Source organism: Rathayibacter sp. AY1F3 (assembly GCF_002931975.1).
In the GTDB taxonomy this organism is placed as follows: Bacteria; Actinomycetota; Actinomycetes; order Actinomycetales; family Microbacteriaceae; genus Rathayibacter.
In genome coordinates this window covers 14,560-29,252 of sequence record NZ_PSVF01000035.1, presented here as the reverse complement: position 1 = coordinate 29,252, position 14,693 = coordinate 14,560, and the positions used below count along the sequence as shown (strand labels likewise).

The window sequence follows — 14,693 nt, the reverse complement described above, 5'->3', positions numbered from 1 at the left end:
CTCCCCGTCCGCACACCACTCCCCCCCAACGAAGTGAGGCCCTGTTGGCCAGTCCCATCCTCATCATGCGCGACATCGTCAAGGAGTTCGGCGGCGGCGTCCGCGCCCTCGACGGCGTCTCGCTCTCGGTCCAGCCCGGCGAGGTCCACGCCATCTGCGGCGAGAACGGCGCCGGCAAGTCGACCCTGATGAAAGTCCTCTCCGGCGTGTACCCGTACGGCAGCTTCGAGGGCACCATCGAGTTCGAGGGCGAGGAGGCGCAGTACCGGTCGATCAACGACAGCGAGGCCGACGGCATCGTGATCATCCACCAGGAGCTCGCCCTCAGCCCCTACCTCTCCATCGCCGAGAACATCTTCCTCGGCAACGAGAAGTCGACCCGCGGCGTCATCAACTGGAACGCGACCAACGCGGAGGCGGCCAAGCTGCTCGCCCGCGTCGGCCTCGCCGAGAGCCCCGCGACCAAGATCCTCGAGCTGGGCGTCGGCAAGCAGCAGCTCGTCGAGATCGCCAAGGCCCTCGCCAAGGAGGTGAAGCTCCTCATCCTCGACGAGCCCACCGCCGCCCTCAACGACGAGGACAGCGACCACCTGCTCGGCCTGATCGACCAGCTCCGCAAGCAGGGCATCACCTGCATCATCATCAGCCACAAGCTGAAGGAGATCCGCGCCATCGCGGACACCGTCACGATCATCCGCGACGGCCGCACCATCGAGAGCTTCCCGATGGCCGGCGAGGAGGCGTCCGAGAGCCGGATCATCCGCGCGATGGTCGGCCGCGACCTCAACAGCATGTTCCCGCCGCGCGACCCGCAGATCGGCGAGGAGAAGCTGCGCGTCGAGAACTGGACGGTCCACCACCCCGTCGACATCAACCGCGTGGTCGTCGACGACGCCTCCTTCACCGTCCGCGCCGGCGAGATCGTCGGCTTCGCGGGCCTGATGGGCGCCGGACGCACCGAGCTCGCGATGAGCATCTTCGGGAGGAGCTACGGCACCGGCATCTCCGGCCGCGTCTACAAGGACGGCGAGGAGATCCAGACCCGCACCGTCGACGAGGCGATCCGCAACGGCCTCGCCTACGCGACCGAGGACCGCAAGCGCTACGGGCTCAACCTCATCGGCGACATCACCGTCAACGTCTCGGCCGCCGCGCTCTCGCGCCTGGCCCGGCTCGGCGTGATCGACAAGCACCGCGAGTACAAGGTCGCCGACTCGTACCGATCGAAGATGAACATCAAGGCGCCGACCGTCTCGGCCGTCACGGGGAAGCTCTCCGGCGGCAACCAGCAGAAGGTCGTCCTCTCGAAGTGGATCTTCTCCGGTCCCGACGTGCTGATCCTCGACGAGCCCACCCGCGGCATCGACGTGGGAGCCAAGTACGAGATCTACGGGATCATCAACGAGCTCGCGGCCCAGGGCAAGGCGGTCGTCGTCATCTCGTCCGAGCTGCCCGAGCTGATCGGCCTCGCCGACCGCATCTACACCATCTCCGAGGGACGGATCACGGGCGAGATCGATCGCGCCGACGCCACCCAGGAGCACCTCATGCACTACATGACCGCCGGAAAGGAACAGGCCCGATGAGCGCCACGACCACCACAGCGCCGGCGGACACGCCCGCCAACACGCCCTCCACCCCGCCCAAGCGCTCGCGCCGGCTGAACATCAACCTCCGGCAGTACGGCATCCTCGCCGCACTGGCCATCATCATCCTGCTCTTCCAGGTGCTGACCGGCGGGCGCCTGCTCCTGCCCGGCAACGTCAACAACCTGATCCAGCAGAACGCCTACGTGCTGATCCTCGCGATCGGCATGGTGATGGTCATCATCGCCGGCCACATCGACCTCTCGGTCGGCTCGGTCGTGGCGATGGTCGGCGCCATCTCGGCGATCGCGATGAACAACTGGGGCCTGCCCTGGTGGGCGGCCGTCGTCGTCGCCCTCGTCACCGGCGCCGCCGTCGGAGCCTGGCAGGGCTTCTGGGTCGCCTTCGTCGGCATACCGGCGTTCATCGTGACCCTCGCGGGCATGCTGATCTTCCGCGGCTTCACCCTCGTCCTCCTCACCGGCGGAACGATCAACGGCCTCCCCACCGAGTTCACCGCGATCGGCGCCGGCTGGCTCCCGGGCGTCCTCGGCGGCATCGCCGGGCGCGACGCGCTCACCCTGGTCCTCGGCCTGATCGTCTGCGTCGTCCTCGTGGCCCAGCAGCTCCGCAGCCGCGCGACCCTCCGCCGCCTCGAGCTGCCCCGCGAGCCCATCGGCTCGCTGGTGGCGAAGTCGGCCATCGCCGTCATCGCGATCATGGCCCTCTCCTGGCTGCTCGCCGGCTACAGCGGAACCCCGATCATCCTGATCGTGCTCGCCGTGCTGATCCTCGCCTACAGCTTCGTGCTCGGCCGGACGGTCTTCGGCCGCCACATCTACGCGATGGGCGGCAACCTGTTCGCCGCGATGATGTCCGGCGTCAAGACGAAGTGGGTCAACTTCTTCATCTTCGTCAACATGGGCGCACTGGCCGGAGTCGCGGGCATCGTCAGCACCGCCCGCGCCGGCGGTGCGGTCGCCTCAGCCGGACAGAACTACGAGCTGGACGCGATCGCCGCGGTCTTCATCGGCGGCGCCGCCGTCCAGGGAGGCGTGGGCACCGTCGTCGGAGCCGTCATCGGCGGACTCGTGATGGGCGTGCTCAACATGGGCCTCTCCATCCTCTCGGTCGACGCGGCCTGGCAGATGGCGATCAAGGGCTTCGTGCTCCTGCTCGCGGTGGCGTTCGACATCTTCAACAAGCGCCGCGCCGGCGGCCGCTAGACGAACGCCGGGCGCCGCCCAGCGGCGCTCCTCGTCCTTCTCTTCTACAGTTCTCGGGCGCGGCTTCTCCTCGGGGGAGCCGCGCCCGAGTGCATCCGAGACCCGTCGGGGTCCAGCGACAGGCAGGCGATCATGGCAGGAGCAGTCGGAGCCTCCAGCAACGCGCTGCTGCGCCGCACGAACCTCGCGAGCCTCGCGACGCTGGTGCACCGCTCCGGTCCCACCAGCCGCGCCGAGCTCGGCCGCCTCACCGGGCTCAACCGCTCCGCCGTCGCGAACCTGGTCGGCGAGCTGAGCGAGCTCGGCTGGGTGGCGGAGGAGACCACCGCGCCCGACGGCCGCATCGGCCGCCCCAGCGCCACCGTCGTCCCCGGCGACCGGTTCGCGGCCGTGGGCGTCCACCTCGACACCGACGCGATCATCGTCGGCCTGGTCGGGCTGCACGGCGAGCTGCTGCGCCGCGTCCGCTTCGACACCCCCAAGCCCGCGAGCCCGGCCACGGTGGTCCGCGTCGTCACCGGGATCGTCGAGGGCTTCCGCTCCGAGCGGGAGTCGCTCCGCACGCTGGTCGGCGCGGGCGTCGCCGTCCCCGGCCTCGTCCAGGCCGACTCCGGCTTCGTCCACCGCGCCCCGCACCTGGGCTGGCGCGACGTCGACCTCGCCACCCAGTTGAGCCGCGCCCTCGACCTCCCGGTCGCCGTCGGCAACGACGCGACCCTCGGCGCCATCGGCGAGTCCCTCTTCGGAGCCGCGCACGGCGTGGCCGACGTCGTCTACGTCACCGGCGGCGCGGGCGGCATCGGCGGAGGGGTCATCATCGGCGGCGTCCCGCTCCAGGGCTCCTCGGGGTTCGCGGCCGAGCTGGGCCACACCCTCGTCGCCACGAACGGCCGCCTCTGCGGCTGCGGCCGGCGCGGCTGCCTCGAGGCCGAGGTCCGGATGCGCTCCCTCCTCGACGTCCTCGGCGCCCGCGTCCTCGACCAGGACGAGCTCGACATCGCCCTGGGCACCTCCCGCGACCCCGCCGTCCTCGGCGAGGTCGCCCGCCAGGTCGACCTGCTCTCGGAGGGCCTGTCCACCTACATCAACCTCTTCAACCCCACCGCGGTCGTGCTCGGCGGCTTCCTCGGCTCGCTGCTCACCGTCGACCGCGAGCGCCTCGCCGCCCGCGTCTCGGCCCGCGCCCTGAGCGACCTCGCGCGCGGCGTGCGGATCGAGCGCGCGGCCCTGCGCTCGAGGCTGGAACTCGTCGGCGCCGCGGAGCTACCCTGGCGGCGGGCGCTGGCGGATCCCGCCGCCGTTACCGGGGGCGCACAGCCGCCGGGTGGGAGCAGCAGCCGCGAGGACGCTCTGGGCGCCCGCGCCTGACCCCGGCACTCGAGTGCCGGCACCGCGTCGAGGAGGACGAGCATGGCCGACTGGAACGACACGATCATCGAGGAGTTCCGCGCGAACGGCGGGACCGTGACCACGGGCGGCTTCGGGAGGAGCCTCGTGCTGGTGCACCACCGCGGCGCCCGCTCCGGCGAGGAGCGCGTGACTCCGCTGATGGCGCTGCACCCCTCCGAGGACGTCTGGCTGCTCGCCGCGTCCGCCGCCGGTGCGCCGAAGCACCCCGCCTGGTTCCACAACACGATCGCCCACCCGGACCTGGCGATTGAGACCCCCGACGACGGCACCGTCGACGTCCGGGCCCGCGTCCTCGCCGGGGAGGAGCGCGACGCCGGCTGGGCCCGCTTCACCAGCGCCTCCGCCGGCTTCCTCGACTACGAGAAGCGCACCACCCGCACCATCCCCGTCGTGGAGCTCACCCGCCGCTGACCGCGGCTCGTCAGCGCAGCGGCACGGGCACCGTGTCCGGCGTGCTCCAGCGCAGCGCGATCCGCTCGCGGAAGCCGCCGCTGCGCAGCTCCGCCTCGAGCGCGTCGATCACCACGGGGAGCAGCGCGCGCCGCTCGATCAGCAGGTCGAGCACGAGCCGGTCGCCGGAGGTCAGCAGCACCGGGCCCGATCCGGGCAGCACCGCGATCCACTGGCACTCCCCCACCTGCACGCTCCGGTGCCGGCGGAGGCGTCGGAGCAGCTCGGGCAGCGCCCGCGGATCGAGGGCGGACACGTCGGCACGGAGGGCGATCACTACGCGAGCGTGCCCGCGCCGGACGACCTTCCGCCGACCTCCCGGTGAACACCGCGCCTCCGCGGGACGCCGTCCGCGAGAACGACACGACAGGAGCCCGCCCCGGAGCGCACCGCACCCGGGAACGGGAGAAGCCCCCGACCGGACATCCGATCGGGGGCTTCTCGCCTGGTTCTCTCGAACCCGGTTCTCACGAACTCCGGTTCTCGTGAACTCTGGTGCGCGAGGGGGGAGTTGAACCCCCACGCCCTTTCGGGCACACGGACCTGAACCGTGCGCGTCTGCCTATTCCGCCACTCGCGCTCACCAGCGGCACCGAAGCGCCGACGAGAAATCGTAGCATCCCCCGGCCTCCGAGCCGAACCGGCACCCGCCGCCCGGGCCGTCGCTCCCCCGGGAGCCGCCACCGGGCCGCCCCGGTGAGAGCGCGCACACGGCACTCCGGCCGCGAAACCACCGCGGAGGATCGCGCATCCAGACCATCCCAGTAACATGCCCGTAGCCGTGCGCGGCGCAGACCAAGAAGAGGAAGCGGCGACGGGCGCGCAGACATCTCGATCCGTGCGCGACCGCCGAGAAGGCGAAGAACCGGAAGATCGGAAGACTGTGGGCATACTGGACAACTTCGAGAAGGGACTCGAGCGCGTCGTCAACGGCGCGTTCGCGCGGACCTTCAAGTCGGGTCTGCAGCCGGTCGAGCTCGCCTCCGCCCTCCGCCGGGAGCTCGACACCTCCGCCGCCGTGGTCAGCCGCGACCGCATCCTCGTCCCCAACAGCCTCGTCCTGCGGATGTCCGCGACCGACCTCGACCGGATGCAGCGCCTCGGCGCCACCCTGATCGACGAGCTCACCACGGTCGCCACCGAGCACGCCACCAAGCAGGGCTTCCGCTTCCCCGGCCCGATCGACATCTCCCTCGCCGTCGATCCGGCGCTCAGCGACGGCATGGTCGAGGTCGACTCCCGCAGCGTGAAGGGCACCGTCGCCTACACGCCCGTCCTCGACATCGACGGCCGGCGCCACCCGATCACGAAGGCGCGCACCGTCATCGGCCGCGGCAGCGACGCCGACATCACCGTCGACGACTCGGGCACCTCCCGCAAGCACGTCGAGATCCTCTGGGACGGCTCCCGTGCCCAGGTGCACGACCTCGGGTCCACGAACGGCTCCAAGCTCGACGGCCGGCCCGTCACGCAGGCGCCCCTGGCCCCCGAGCAGACCATCACGATCGGGCGCACCTCGATCGTCTACCGCGTCGTGCAGGGCTCCGCGCCCGCACGCACCGACCGCCCGTCGTCCGGCAGGGCAGCCGGACGCGGCTCCGAGGGATTCTGGGACGACCGGCTATGAGCGAGCTCACTCTCTTCCTCCTGCGCATCGCGTTCCTCGCGCTGCTGTGGTTCTTCGTGTTCGGCATCGTCTACGCGCTGCGCTCCGACCTGTTCGGGCAGCGCGTGCGCAAGCTGCCGCCCGGCACGCAGGCCGCGTCCCCCGAGGCCCCGTTCGTGACGGCCGCCCAGCCCGTGGTCGCCGCGGCCGCCGCGGCTCCCGCGCCCGCGCAGCCCGCCTCCCCGTCGGCCCCCTCGGCCCGGAGGAGCCGCGAGGCCGCCGCCGAGCGCGCCGAGCAGGGAGGCGCCGCCACCGTCCACACGGCGCAGCGCCTCGTGATCACCTCGGGCCCCAAGCGGGGCACCGAGCTCGAGCTGACCGGCGACCCGCTGACGATCGGCCGCTCCGCGGAGTCGACGCTGGTCATCCGCGACGACTACACCTCGACCCACCACGCGCGCCTTCTCCTCTGGAACGACGAGTGGATGATCCAGGACCTCGACTCCACCAACGGCACCTTCCTCGACGGCCGCCGTGTCGGCGCGCCCACCAAGGTGCCGCTGGACACGCCCGTGAAGGTCGGCACCACCACCTTCGAACTGCGGCGGTCGTAGCGCGTGGCCCCCACTCCGGAGAGCGGCTCCGGCCACGGCGCGGTGCGCGAGAGCGCCGCCGTCTCGCACGTCGGCAGGATCCGCTCCAACAACCAGGACTCCGGCTACGCGGGCCGGCAGCTCTTCGTCGTCGCCGACGGCATGGGCGGTCACGCGGGCGGCGACGTCGCCTCCTCCATCGCGATCAAGCGCATCGCGGAGGCGGACCGCGTCTACGCCTCCACCTACGAGGCCGAAGACGAGCTCAAGCGCACCCTGCTGGCGGCCAACACCCTGCTGGCCGACGCCGTGGTCGACCACCCCGAGCTCACCGGCATGGGCACCACCGTCAGCGCGATCGCCCGCGTCGGCGAGTCGGTGGCGATCGCGCACATCGGCGACTCCCGCATCTACGTCCTCCGCGACGGCCGGCTCGAGCAGGTCACGACGGACCACACCTTCGTGCAGCGCCTCGTCGACTCCGGCCGCATCACGGAGGAGGAGGCGATGACGCATCCGCGCCGCTCCGTGCTGATGCGGGTCCTCGGCGACGTGCACACCAACCCCGAGATCGACACGCTCACGCTCGAGACCGAGCCGCACGACCGCTGGCTGATCTGCTCCGACGGCCTCTCCGGCGTCGTCCCGCACGACGAGATCCTCAAGGAGCTCAGCCGCGACGAGACCGCCCAGCAGGTGGCCGACCGCCTGATCCGCGACAGCCTCTCGCACGGCGCCCCGGACAACGTCACCGTCGTCGTCCTCGACATCCCCGGGGCGGGCGACACCGCGCGCATCCTCGCCCCCGTGGAGGAGCCGGTGGTCGTCGGATCCGCCGCCGCGCCCACGCCCTTCAGCACCGACGACTCGCAGAACCGCGTCCGGATCCCCGGGCTCCGCCTGCACACCCGGGCTCCCGCCGCGCAGGGCCCCACCCACTTCGAGCCCGCGTCCGAGGACTACCTCGACGAGCTGATCGAGGAGGACCGCCGCCGGCACCTGCGCCGCCGCATCACCTGGCTCGTCGGCCTGTCCCTCGTGCTCATCATCGGATTCCTCGGGATCCTCTTCGCCTACGACTGGACGCAGTCGCGCTTCTACGTCGGCACCGACGGGGACACCGTGATCATCTACCAGGGTGTCCAGCAGTCGGTCGGCCCGCTCTCGCTCTCGGAGGTGAAGGAGGACACGGGCATCCCGCTCGACTCCCTCCGCGCCTACGACGTCGAGCAGCTGGAGCAGACGATCAGCGCCGACTCCTACGCCGGCGCGGTCGACATCGTCGAGCGCCTCACGGACGCGAACGGAGCACCATGACGGACGCCGCCACGGCCACCGCCCGCCCCGCCCCCGAGCGGCAGGGCTTCTTCCGCCAGAAGCTGCGCAATCTCGAGCTCCTGCTCCTGATCGGCGCATGCCTCATCGACGCCGGCGCGATCGTGCTCGTGCAGCTCGGCGCCCTCGGCTCGATCGACACCACGCTGGTCTCGCTGGGCGCCGGCCTCTCGGCGCTCGTGCTCGCCGTGCACGTCGTGCTGCGCTTCGCGGCCCCGGCGGCCGACCCCTTCCTCCTCCCGATCGCCACCGTGCTGAACGGCCTGGGCGTCGCCGAGATCTACCGGATCGACATCGCCGACGGCGCGACCGGCTGGGAGTCGGTGGCGGTGCGGCAGATCTTCTGGAGCGCCCTGGCCGTCGTGGCGGCGATCGTGGTGCTGCTGGTCATCCGCAACCACCGCGTGCTGTTCCGCTACACCTACGTCGCCGGGTTCGCGGCGATCGTGCTGCTCCTGCTGCCGCTCCTGCCCTTCATCGGCCGCGAGGTCAGCGGCGCGCGCGTGTGGATCGGGATCGGCGACGTGGCGAGCTTCCAGCCCGGCGAGATCGCCAAGATCGCCCTCGCGGTCTTCTTCGCCGGCTACCTCGTGCGCAACCGCGACTCCCTCTCGATGGTGGGCCGCACCGTCCTCGGGATGCGCTTCCCGCGCCTGCGCGACCTCGGCCCGATCCTGGTGGTCTGGGCGGTCACGATGGGCGTCATCGTCTTCCAGCGCGACCTGGGGACGGCTCTGCTCTACTTCGGCCTGTTCCTGGTCATGCTCTACGTCGCGACCGGGCGCACCAGCTGGGTCCTCATCGGCGTCGGCCTGTTCCTCGGCGGCGCGCTGCTGGCGAGCCAGACGCTCGACTACGTGGGCAACCGCTTCGCCAACTGGCTCGAGCCCTTCAGCGCCGAGCGCTACGGGGCGGATCCGGGCGGCAGCTACCAGCTCGTGCAGGGCCTCTTCGGCCTCGCGCACGGCGGGCTGCTCGGCACGGGCCTCGGCCAGGGGATGCCGGATCTCACGCCGGTCCCGCAGTCCGACTACATCATCGCCAGCCTCGGCGAGGAGCTGGGCCTCGCCGGGCTCTTCGCGATCTTCGGCCTCTACCTCCTGCTGGTCTCGCGCGGGTTCCGCATCGGCTTCGCCGGGCAGGACGACTTCGGGCGCCTCCTGGGAGTCGGCCTCTCGTTCGTGATCGCCCTGCAGTGCTTCATCGTCATCGGAGGCGTCACCCGCGTCATCCCGCTGACCGGCCTGACCACGCCGTTCCTCGCCGCCGGCGGCTCCTCCCTCGTGGCGAACTGGATGATCGTGGCGGTGCTGCTGCGCCTGTCCGACACAGTCCGCAGTCAGCCTCGTCTGGTGGTGTGATCCGTCGATGAACCGAGAACTCAAACGGGTGAGCCTCGTCGTGCTGACGATGTTCGTGGCCCTCTTCCTCTCCACCACCACCATCCAGGTGATCCAGGCCGACTCCCTCGACGAGGACGGCCGCAACACGCGGACCCTCTACGAGAGCTTCTCGACCGAGCGCGGTGCGATCCTCGCCGGCGGTCAGCCGATCGCCTCCTCGACGCCGTCGGACGACCTCTACAAGTTCCAGCGGCAGTACGCGAACGGCCCGCTCTACTCCGCCGTGACCGGCTACTTCACCCTGAACCAGGGCACCACCGGCATCGAGCGCACGCTCAACGACTACCTCTCGGGCACCTCGAACTCGCAGTTCTTCGACGAGATCAACAACCTCGTCACGGGCCAGGACCCGAAGGGCGCGTCGGTCGAGCTCTCGATCGACCCGGTCGCCCAGCAGGCCGCCTTCGACGCGCTCGGCGACTACACGGGGGCCGTCGTCGTGACGGAGCCGGCCACCGGCCGCATCCTCGCGATGGTCTCGAAGCCCACTTTCGACCCCACCGCGCTCGCCTCCCACGACACCGACGACGTCCTCGCCGCCTACCGGGCGCTGAACGACGACTCCTCCGAGCCCCTCGTGAACCGGGCCATCGGCGGCTCGCTCAACCCGCCCGGCTCCGTCTTCAAGCTCGTCGTGGCCTCGGCCGCCCTCGAGTCCGGCCGCTTCACCGCCGACTCGAGCTTCCCCAACGTCGAGTCGTACACGCTGCCCGGCTCCTCGTCGCAGGTGATCAACTCCGGAGGCGGTCTCTGCGGCTCCGGAGAGACGGTCACGCTGGCGACCGCCGTCTCGCTCTCCTGCAACGTCCCGATGGCCGAGATGGGCGTGCAGCTGGGAGCGGACGCGATCCGCTCGCAGGCCGAGAAGTTCGGCTTCGACACCGAGCTCGAGATCCCGATGTCGGTCGAGGCGAGCACCTACCCGACGAAGACGGACGACGCCCAGACGGCCCTCACCGCCTTCGGGCAGTACGAGGTGCGCGCGACGCCGCTGCAGATCGCCATGGTCTCCGCGGCGATCGCGAACGGCGGCGAGGTGATGCAGCCGAACCTGGTCGACTCGATCCGCTCGCAGGACCTCAGCGTGCTGCAGCAGTTCCAGGAGAAGTCGCTCGGCCGGGCGGTGAGCACGCAGACCGCGGACGCCGTCAAGGCGATGATGGTCGCCAGCGTCCAGGGCGGCGCGGCGACGAATGCAACAATAGGGGGCGTCACTGTGGCCGGTAAGACCGGTACCGCCGAGAACGGCGGGGACGACCCGTACACCCTCTGGTTCACCGGCTTCGCGCCTGCGGACGACCCGCAGTACGCCATCACCGTGCTCGTGGAGAACGGTGGAGGGCTCGGCCAGACCGGGTACGGCAACCTGATCGCCGCACCCATCGGACAACAGGTACTAGAGGCGGTGCTGAACAAATGAGACCCACGACAGGCCTCACCTTCGGGGGACGCTACGAGCTGCAGTCCCGGATCGCCATCGGCGGCATGGGAGAGGTGTGGCAGGCGACCGATCTGGTCATCGGCCGCACCATCGCGATCAAGATCCTGAAGGACGAGTACCTCGGCGACCCCGGCTTCCTCGAGCGCTTCCGCGCCGAGGCCCGCCACGCGGCGCTGGTCAACCACGAGGGCATCGCCAACGTCTACGACTACGGCGAGGAGGACGGCTCGGCCTACCTGGTCATGGAGCTCGTCCCCGGCGAGGCGCTCTCGACCGTCCTCGAGCGCGAGCGCGTCCTGTCGACCGACAAGGTCCTCGACATCGTCGCGCAGACCGCGCTCGCCCTGCACGCCGCGCACGCCGCGGGCCTCGTGCACCGCGACGTGAAGCCGGGCAACCTGCTCATCACGCCGGACGGCCGCGTCAAGATCACCGACTTCGGCATCGCGCGCATCGCCGACCAGGTCCCGCTGACGGCGACCGGGCAGGTCATGGGCACGGTCCAGTACCTGTCCCCGGAGCAGGCGAGCGGCCAGCCCGCCTCCCCCGCCACCGACATCTACTCGCTGGGCATCGTCGCGTACGAGTGCCTGGCCGGGCGCCGCCCCTTCACGGGCGAGTCGCAGGTCGCCATCGCGATGGCGCAGATCAACGACACCCCGCCGGAGCTGCCGGTCACGGTCGCGGAGCCGGTGCGCAACCTCGTCTACTCCTGCATCGCCAAGAAGCCGGCCGACCGCCCCGCCACCGCCGCGCACCTCGCGCGGGCGGCCCAGGCGCTGCGCTCGGGCGACGTGCGCGGAGCGGCGCTGGCCGTCCCCGCGGTCCTCAGCGACCTTCCCGCGACGCAGTCGACCACGGTCCTCCCCTCCAACCAGGGCGCGACGCAGGCGACCACGGTGCTCCCCTCCGGGGCGCCCGCGGCGGCCGCCGCTCCGTTCGTGCCGATCGAGGAGCCGCTCGAGCCGGCCGAGGAGCCGCGGCGGCGCAGCCCCTGGACCTGGCCGCTGATCGCCCTCATCGTGATCCTCGCCGTCGTCATCGCGGGCACGATCTTCGCCCTGACGACCGGCGGGAGCAGCGACCCGGCCGCCTCCCCCACCGCGCCGACCAGCACGGCCCCGTCGCCGACGCCGTCCGAGACTCCGAGCCCCACGCCGACGCCGACCTCGAACACGGTCGTCATCGACAAGGCCGACTACGTCGGGCGCTCCTTCGACGACGTCGAGACCGAGCTCGAGGCCCTGGGCATGGGCGTCCGCCGCGCGGACGGTCCGAGCGCCCCCACCGCCGAGCAGGTCGGACTCGTCGAGGACGTGAACCCCACCGCGAACGTGGTGAAGGGCACGACCATCGAGGTCTCCGTCTTCACCGACGTCGCGACTCCGGACGCACCGACCGCCGTGCCGACCGTCACCCCCGCCGCCTCCAGCGTCGAGGCGGGCGCGACGTTCAACGTCACCTGGAGCAACTACAACCAGTGCCCGAGCGGAACCTCCGTGAGCGGTTACCGGGTGACCGCGACCGGTGAGGGCGCGAGCGTGACGAGCACCAACCCGTCGAACTCGACGACCGCGACGATCCAGGCCGGCACCACGGCCGGCACGATCGACGTCACGTACACCGTGCTCTGCGGCGAGTCGGAGTCGGCGGCCTCGCCCACCCTCTCCGTCACCGTCGAGGAGCCGGCTCCGACCCCGGCGCCGACCCCCACCTCGAAGGCCACCTCGACGCCCACCCCCTCCGAGTAGCGGCGGCGCGCCGGGCCGGGGCACCGCTCCGGCCCGGCGCCTCGCGGCCGTCGCGTCGCGCCCCCGCCCGGAACACCAGGGGCCCGTAGGTACACTTGCCGTGGCTCCTCGGGGCCGCACCACACGGAAGTACAGGGCGGGAGCGTGCGCGTGACGGATGAGGGTCGCCTGATCGCGGGACGGTACCAGGTCGGGCCCCGGCTCGGCCGCGGCGGGATGTCCGAGGTGTACCTCGGCACCGACACCCGGCTCGGCCGCACCGTCGCCATCAAGGAGCTGAAGCTCTCCCTCTCCTCCGACTCCGCCTTCCGCCTGCGGTTCCGGCAGGAGGCGCAGTCCGCGTCGCGCATGTCGCACCCCACGATCGTCCGGGTCTTCGACGCGGGCGAGGAGGTCTCGCTCGACGACAACGGCGCCGAGTCGCGCCGGCCCTTCATCGTCATGGAGCACATCGAGGGCCGCCTCCTCAAGGACCTGATCGCCGAGGGCCCCCTCGACGTGGACGAGGCCGTCCGCATCACGGAGGGCATCCTCACCGCCCTCGAGTACTCGCACCGCGCAGGTGTCGTCCACCGCGACATCAAGCCCGGCAACATCATGCTGACCCCGTCGGGCCAGGTGAAGGTGATGGACTTCGGGATCGCCCGCGCCGTCTCCGACTCCGCCGCCACGGTCGCTCAGACCACGGCGATCCTCGGCACCGCGGCCTACTTCTCCCCCGAGCAGGCGAAGGGCGAGCAGGTCGACGCCCGCAGCGACCTCTACTCCGCCGGCATCGTGCTCTTCGAGCTCCTCACCGGCCGTGCGCCCTTCCGCGGCGACACCCCGGTGGCCGTCGCCTACCAGCACGTCAGCGAGACGCCGCCGGCGCCGAGCTCCATCAACCCGGCCGTCACCCCAGCACTCGACGCGGTCGTCGCCCGCGCACTGTCGAAGGACCGCTACGAGCGCTTCCAGGGAGCTGCGGAGTTCCGCGACGACCTGCGCGACGCCGCCGCGGGACGCCTCCCCGACCACCGCCCGATCGACGAGCTGACCACCTCGCTCTTCGCGGCCCGCAGCCAGGGCGGAGTCAACGACTCCGAGCTCGCCCTCCGCCAGCTGGCCGAGGACAACTCGATCGTCCGCACCCAGCGCCGCCCGCCGGTCCTCTGGATCTGGTCCTCGATCGTCGTGCTGGCCGTGATCGTCGCCGCACTCGTGATCTGGGTGCTGACGCTCCAGCCCGCGTCGACGCTGCCGTCGCAGTCGCGCGAGGTCCCCACCCTCACCGAGACCACCTACGACAGCGCGCAGTCGACCCTGACCGAGCTCGATCTCGTGCCGAGCCAGGTCGCGGAGTACAGCTCGACCGTCCCCGAGGGCGAGGTGATCCGCACGGATCCGGGATCCGGCACGATCGTCGCACCCGAGACGGTCATCCGCATCGTCGTGTCCCAGGGTCCGCAGCCCGTCGCCGTGCCGGACACCGTCGGGCAGAGCCTCGCCGAGGCCATCGACGCGCTCACCGCCGTCGGCTTCGTCGAGGGCTCCCAGACCCGCGAGAACTCGCCGACCGTCCCGGGCGACGTCGTGCTCTCCGCCTCCCCCGGAGCGGGCCAGCAGGTCGCCCCGGGCACGCCGGTCGACCTCACCGTCTCCTCCGGCCAGGTCACGCTCCCCGACCTCGTCGGGACGTCCCTCAGCAGCGCACTGGCCACCCTCGCCTCCGAGAAGCTGCAGCTCGTGGGGGTCGAGGTCCCGGACGAGACCTGCGACGCGACCCGGGCGAACCCGCCCATCACGACCCAGTCCCTGGCTCCGGGCGACGTCCCGCAGGGATCGACCGTCCAGCTCGGCTACTGCGCGGGCTGACCCGGCCTGCAGCCCGCTGCGGCTGCGGCGTCGGCCGA

12 protein-coding genes and 1 tRNA gene are annotated in these 14,693 nt (G+C 71.4%); 11 read left to right on the top strand and 2 right to left on the bottom strand.

Annotated features, from left to right (window positions below; genetic code table 11):
• Positions 1–65 precede the first annotated feature (65 nt).
• From mmsA to C5C39_RS15310, 4 genes are all read left to right on the top strand, one after another.
• A complete protein-coding gene (mmsA, locus tag C5C39_RS15325; RefSeq protein ID WP_104222653.1) occupies positions 66–1,586 on the top strand; it encodes a multiple monosaccharide ABC transporter ATP-binding protein in 1,521 nt (506 codons plus the stop codon).
• Entirely contained in the window at positions 1,583–2,812 is a 1,230-nt protein-coding gene (gene mmsB, locus C5C39_RS15320) for a multiple monosaccharide ABC transporter permease (RefSeq protein WP_104222654.1), read from the top strand. The genes mmsA and mmsB overlap by 4 nt, the downstream gene beginning before the upstream one ends.
• 132 nt (positions 2,813–2,944) lie before the next feature.
• The gene (locus C5C39_RS15315) at positions 2,945–4,180 is read left to right on the top strand and encodes an ROK family transcriptional regulator (RefSeq protein ID WP_104222655.1); all 1,236 of its coding nucleotides are present in this window, start codon (positions 2,945–2,947) and stop codon (positions 4,178–4,180) included.
• A 42-nt stretch (positions 4,181–4,222) separates the two neighbouring features.
• Positions 4,223–4,633: a nitroreductase/quinone reductase family protein gene (locus C5C39_RS15310; RefSeq protein WP_104353780.1), complete on the top strand. Its 411-nt coding sequence runs from the start codon at positions 4,223–4,225 to the stop codon at positions 4,631–4,633.
• Between the two features lie 10 nt (positions 4,634–4,643).
• On the opposite strand, the gene C5C39_RS15305 is transcribed toward C5C39_RS15310, so the two are convergent.
• Both C5C39_RS15305 and C5C39_RS15300 read right to left on the bottom strand, forming a co-directional pair.
• Positions 4,644–4,949, bottom strand: a complete 306-nt coding sequence (locus C5C39_RS15305; RefSeq protein WP_104282794.1) for a hypothetical protein — start codon at positions 4,947–4,949, stop codon at positions 4,644–4,646.
• A gap of 216 nt (positions 4,950–5,165) precedes the next feature.
• Positions 5,166–5,252, bottom strand: a tRNA-Leu gene (locus C5C39_RS15300).
• Between the two features lie 303 nt (positions 5,253–5,555).
• Between C5C39_RS15300 and C5C39_RS15295 the strand changes: the two genes are divergently transcribed.
• From C5C39_RS15295 to pknB, 7 genes are all read left to right on the top strand, one after another.
• Positions 5,556–6,299 (top strand): DUF3662 and FHA domain-containing protein, encoded by a 744-nt coding sequence (locus C5C39_RS15295; protein ID WP_104225775.1) that lies wholly within the window; start codon positions 5,556–5,558, stop codon positions 6,297–6,299.
• Entirely contained in the window at positions 6,296–6,892 is a 597-nt protein-coding gene (locus tag C5C39_RS15290) for an FHA domain-containing protein (RefSeq protein ID WP_104274437.1), read from the top strand. The genes C5C39_RS15295 and C5C39_RS15290 overlap by 4 nt, the downstream gene beginning before the upstream one ends.
• A 3-nt stretch (positions 6,893–6,895) precedes the next feature.
• Positions 6,896–8,188 carry a Stp1/IreP family PP2C-type Ser/Thr phosphatase gene (locus C5C39_RS15285; RefSeq protein WP_258066123.1) on the top strand — a complete coding sequence of 431 codons (1,293 nt, stop codon included), beginning with the start codon at positions 6,896–6,898 and terminating at the stop codon, positions 8,186–8,188.
• Complete coding sequence (locus C5C39_RS15280) at positions 8,185–9,567, top strand: FtsW/RodA/SpoVE family cell cycle protein (protein WP_104225777.1); 1,383 nt, start codon at positions 8,185–8,187, stop codon at positions 9,565–9,567. Before C5C39_RS15285 ends, C5C39_RS15280 begins: the two co-directional genes overlap by 4 nt.
• A gap of 7 nt (positions 9,568–9,574) precedes the next feature.
• Positions 9,575–11,029, top strand: coding sequence for a penicillin-binding protein 2 (locus C5C39_RS15275; RefSeq protein ID WP_104232999.1), 1,455 nt, complete (start codon positions 9,575–9,577; stop codon positions 11,027–11,029).
• Positions 11,026–12,801, top strand: a complete 1,776-nt coding sequence (locus C5C39_RS15270; protein ID WP_104353779.1) for a serine/threonine-protein kinase — start codon at positions 11,026–11,028, stop codon at positions 12,799–12,801. The genes C5C39_RS15275 and C5C39_RS15270 overlap by 4 nt, the downstream gene beginning before the upstream one ends.
• 150 nt (positions 12,802–12,951) lie before the next feature.
• A complete protein-coding gene (pknB, locus tag C5C39_RS15265) occupies positions 12,952–14,655 on the top strand; it encodes a Stk1 family PASTA domain-containing Ser/Thr kinase (protein ID WP_104222663.1) in 1,704 nt (567 codons plus the stop codon).
• Positions 14,656–14,693 lie beyond the last annotated feature (38 nt).